Source organism: Chthoniobacterales bacterium, assembly GCA_018883245.1.
Classification (GTDB): Bacteria; Verrucomicrobiota; Verrucomicrobiia; order Chthoniobacterales; family JACTMZ01; genus JACTMZ01.
Map to the genome: position 1 here is coordinate 1 of VEQL01000075.1, position 4,105 is coordinate 4,105.

The following is a 4,105-nucleotide window of genomic DNA, read 5'->3' on the forward strand; positions in this document are numbered from 1 at the left end:
CGTTCAAGGGCCTGTTGCGCCATGGCCGCTCGATGGGTTTGAATTTGACTCCTCGCTCCTCCATCATAACCCGGCTGGGTTCCCCGGCGTAGGCGCTGTCGGCATAAGTGGTCGGGTCGCCCGGCTTGACAAGAGTTTCCAAAACCTGGCTGTCGTGGACTGCGGCGTCGGTGACCGCAAAGGAGGTAATAAGCTTACTCTTGCTGTCGACTTTCACATGGTTCTTGTAGCCAAAGTAGCGGCGCCCGTGCTTGCGGGTCCACCGTGCGTCAATGTCCTTCTGACGGGCTTTCGCGGGCTCTTCCTCCCAGCTTTCGGGGATTCCACCGCTTTGGATGAGCCCGTTTTCCTCACGGCGGTTGTGCTGTCGGGGCACCTCTACGAAACTCGCGTCGATCATCTGTCCTTTGCGGGCGATCATGCCCATGGACTCCAAAGCCCGGCCGAATGCGGTGAAGAGGGATTCGAAGAGACCTGCACGGTTGAGCGCCTCGCGGAACGCCCAGATCGTTTTCTCGTCGGGGGCTTTGTCGGCGTCACTCAACCCCAAAAAGCGCTTGAAGCTCATGCGGTCGGTGATCTGGAACTCGGCTTGATGGTCGCTCAGCCCGTAGAGACTCTGGATCACCAGCACCTTGAACATCAGTCCCGGTTCGAAGGAGGGTCTGCCTCCCGGCCCTTTCGGATCGACCTTAGGCAAGCGGGAAAGGATTGGCGCGAATACGGCCCAATCGACGACCGTGTCAAGCCGGGCGAGAGGATCCCCCATCTCGTGCAGTTCTTCGAGTCTTGCCACCTTGTCGAACAATGTTCCCTGAACCTTAGCTTAATATGTTTACCCATGCGTTTGAACTAGCAGGAATCACGCCACAATTGCGCTCTGAAACCAGGCGCTTATCTGTGTGCAGTCCTAATATGAAATCGAGTTTTTAGAGGTGCCCGGGAGATATTGGGGACTTCGAGAACGGTCGGATTCTTTGGGTCAGCGTCGTAATCGGTGAGCCTCTTTACCGGAAGATCGAGAGCAGCAAGCCCGATGATCACAACGTGCACATGCGCCCGTCCTCTGGACTCGCTCTGCCAGCTAAAGGTTCGATGTGCAAAATGGATTTTCAGGTGGAAGCGTTGGAAAAGAATGCCCCAAAAAACCGGGACTTGCTCGCCCTGCGTGATCGAGTTTGTCGAGACGAACGCGAACGTGATCCGCGTCCCCGCAGTATATTCGGCCGCTTTGACATACCAGCACGTCACGTAATCCAAATCGCCCGTGTTTGAAAAATCGCCGAAGACGCGCACCATATCTGCGCGTTGCTCCGAGTTTTGGTAATGCTTCCCCACAAACGGCGGATTCCCGAGAACGAACGAGCATTGTTCCTTCGGGAGCACATCATTCCAATCCATACGAAGTGCATTTCCGCAGACGATGTGTGGCGAGGAGGTGAGCGGGAGGCGTTCGTAGGATAGGCCAAAAAGCCCGGAGGCCTCCTTGTTCATCTGGTGGTCCATGAGCCACATGGCAACCTCGGCGATGCGGACCGGCCATTCGGAGATTTCGATGCCGTGGAACTGATCCACGTCCACGCGGCAAAACCGGCGCATGTCGAGGATGCCCTGCTCGTCGCCGTGGAGTGAGCGGATCACGTCGAACTCGAGGGCGCGGAGCTCGCGGTAAGCGAGGACGAGGAAGTTCCCGCACCCGCAGGCGGGATCAAGGAACTGGAGGCCGGAGAGCTTTTCGTGGAAGGCGTCGATATTCGCGCGGCGTCGGGTCGAGCGGTCGGCCTGGATGGTTTTCAGCTCGTCGCTGAGGTCGTCGAGGAAGAGAGAGCGGACGACCTTCATGATGTCGCGTTCGCTGGTGTAGTGCGCACCCTGCTGGCGTCGGGCGCGGTCGTCGATGACGCCTTGGAAGAGCGAGCCGAAGACGGCGGGCGAGATGCGCGACCATTCGAAATCGCAGCAGAAGAGCAGCGCGTCGCGCATCGCCTTCGTGAACGAGGGGAAGCCGAGGCGCTCGGCGAAAAGCCCGCCGTTCACGTATCGGAAGCTGTATCGCCAGTCGGTGTCGGCGACCGAGCCGCTCGCCAGCGGGTTGTTGAGCCAGTCGAAAAGCTCGTTGAGGCGCGCGCCGAGGTCCGAGCCATCCGGCCGGGTCTCGTTGCGGATGAACTGCGTGAAGGCGTCCGGCGCGAAGATCCCGGTATCCTCGGCAAACAGGCAGAAGAGCACGCGGCAGAGCAGGCGCTCGAGGTCGTGCCCAGCGAAGCCCCCGGCCTTGAGCGAATCGTGAAGCTCGCACATGCGGGTGTAGGCTTTTTCGTTCGCCGGGTCCTCGGGGTCGAGCCGCACGCGTGTCTGCCCGAGCATGAAGGCGAACGCGCGGAGGTGGCGAGGGAAGTCGGCCAGCGCGAAGTGGTGCGGTTCGATCTTGCGTCCGGCAAAGAGCGGGAGGTCGCGCTGCTCGTCGGGTTCCAGGTCGTAAAGGACGAAGTTCGCGAAGTCCGAGACGAGGACGAAGCGCGGGATTTCGTCCCAGCGGTTTTCGCGTGTCAGGTCCTCAATGTAGGTAAACGCCTGCGCGGCGGCCATCGAAAGGTCCTCGCCCGGGCTTTTGTGCTCGACCAGCAGCTTTCCGCGCCAGAGGAGGTCGATCGCCGACGTGTTCCCGCGAAGGTTGCGGACGTTTTCCTCAAAAGAGGCGACCGAGGCCCGCCGGATGCCGAAGACATCGAAAAACTCGTTCCAAAACGTCTGCTTTTCCGAGCGCTCGGACGCGGCATTTTCCTTCCACCGGCGGGAAAACCTGATTGCGCGGTCGCGGACTTCGTTCCAAGAGAGGTGGGGCATGGCGTGAGTGACAAATTGCAGAATTGAATGCGGATGAGGAGAAGAAAAGCTGTCTGAATCCTTGCGAGGCACGCGGCCGTCGTGTGGCTCTCACCCCGGCCGGAAAAATCCGAGGACCTCATCCGCCTGCGAAGACCCGTGCTGGCACCGGCCGTTCCGGACGGAACGGTTCCGTGAGCCCGCGCTATTTTAATGTAAAGAGAGTTGAGATTGCGCCTCGCACACGGCATGGTGCATGATTCCCAACGCGAATGCAGCCAGGAGGACAATTCCAGCATGAAAATCTACATAGACGGAAAATTTTACGACAAGGAAAACGCCAAGATTTCAGTCTTCGACCACGGGCTCCTCTACGGCGACGGCGTCTTCGAGGGCATCCGCTTTTACAACGGTCGTGTTTTCCGGCTTGAGGAGCACATCGTCCGGCTCTTCGACAGCGCGCGGGCGATCTGCCTCGATATCGGTCTCAGCCGGGATGAGGTGACGCAGGCCCTGCTCGAGACGATCCGACAAAATGATCTGCGCGACGGCTACGTGCGCCTGGTGGTCACCCGCGGCTGCGGGGATCTCGGGCTGAATCCCGCGCTCTGCCCGCGCGCCACGGTCTTCATTATTGCTTCGAAGATCACGCTGTATCCGCCGGACAAGTATGAGAACGGGCTCCACGTCGTGACCTGCGCGACGCGCCGGATCCCGCACGGGGCGCTGAGCCCGATGGTCAAATCCCTGAACTACCTCAACAACGTCCTCGCCAAGATCGAGGCTCAGCAAGCCGGCGCGGGCGAGGGGCTCATGCTGAACGAGCAGGGCTACGTGGCCGAGTGCACGGGCGACAACATCTTTGTTGTCCGCAACGGGGTCATTTCCACTCCGCCGATCGCCTCCGGAGCCCTCGCCGGCGTGACGCGCTCCGTGGTTTTTGAAATGGCGGCCGAGTTCGGGATTCCGATCCAGGAGCCCCAAATGACCCGTTACGACATCTACACTGCCGATGAATGCTTCCTCACCGGGACCGCCGCCGAGGTGATTCCGGCTGTCCGTCTGGACAACCGGGTGATCGGGGACGGGCTCCCTGGCGACGTGACAAAACGCCTCATCGCACGCTTCCACGAGTTGACAGCGGCGACGGGCGTGGCGATTTATTAAGTCTATGCAATGTGATGTCTGCCAGTCGAAGGAAGCCACCGTCTTTCTGACCCAGATCGTTGACGGGAAAATGCAGAAGGTGAACCTCTGCGAGGCCTGCTCAAAGGAGAAG

The 4,105-nt window shown here is 60.1% G+C and carries 4 protein-coding genes; 2 read left to right on the plus strand and 2 right to left on the minus strand.

The window, feature by feature from the left end:
* The coding region (locus FGM15_13480; GenBank protein ID MBU3666869.1) for an IS5 family transposase at positions 1 to 796 on the minus strand (796 nt) is incomplete at its 3' end.
* A 98-nt stretch (positions 797 to 894) separates the two neighbouring features.
* The gene (locus tag FGM15_13485; GenBank protein MBU3666870.1) at positions 895 to 2,847 is read right to left on the minus strand and encodes a class I SAM-dependent DNA methyltransferase; all 1,953 of its coding nucleotides are present in this window, start codon (positions 2,845 to 2,847) and stop codon (positions 895 to 897) included.
* A 276-nt stretch (positions 2,848 to 3,123) separates the two neighbouring features.
* Between FGM15_13485 and ilvE the strand changes: the two genes are divergently transcribed.
* The gene (gene ilvE / locus FGM15_13490; protein ID MBU3666871.1) at positions 3,124 to 3,993 is read left to right on the plus strand and encodes a branched-chain-amino-acid transaminase; all 870 of its coding nucleotides are present in this window, start codon (positions 3,124 to 3,126) and stop codon (positions 3,991 to 3,993) included.
* A gap of 4 nt (positions 3,994 to 3,997) precedes the next feature.
* On the plus strand, positions 3,998 to 4,105 hold a 108-nt coding region (locus tag FGM15_13495; GenBank protein MBU3666872.1), incomplete at its 3' end, for an excinuclease ABC subunit B.

Bases quoted from the DNA above. Each gene is read 5' to 3' on its own strand.
- FGM15_13485 (MBU3666870.1), bottom strand. From the start codon at position 2,847: ATGCCCCACCTCTCTTGGAACGAAGTCCGCGACCGCGCAATCAGGTTT.
- ilvE (MBU3666871.1), top strand. From the start codon at position 3,124: ATGAAAATCTACATAGACGGAAAATTTTACGACAAGGAAAACGCCAAG.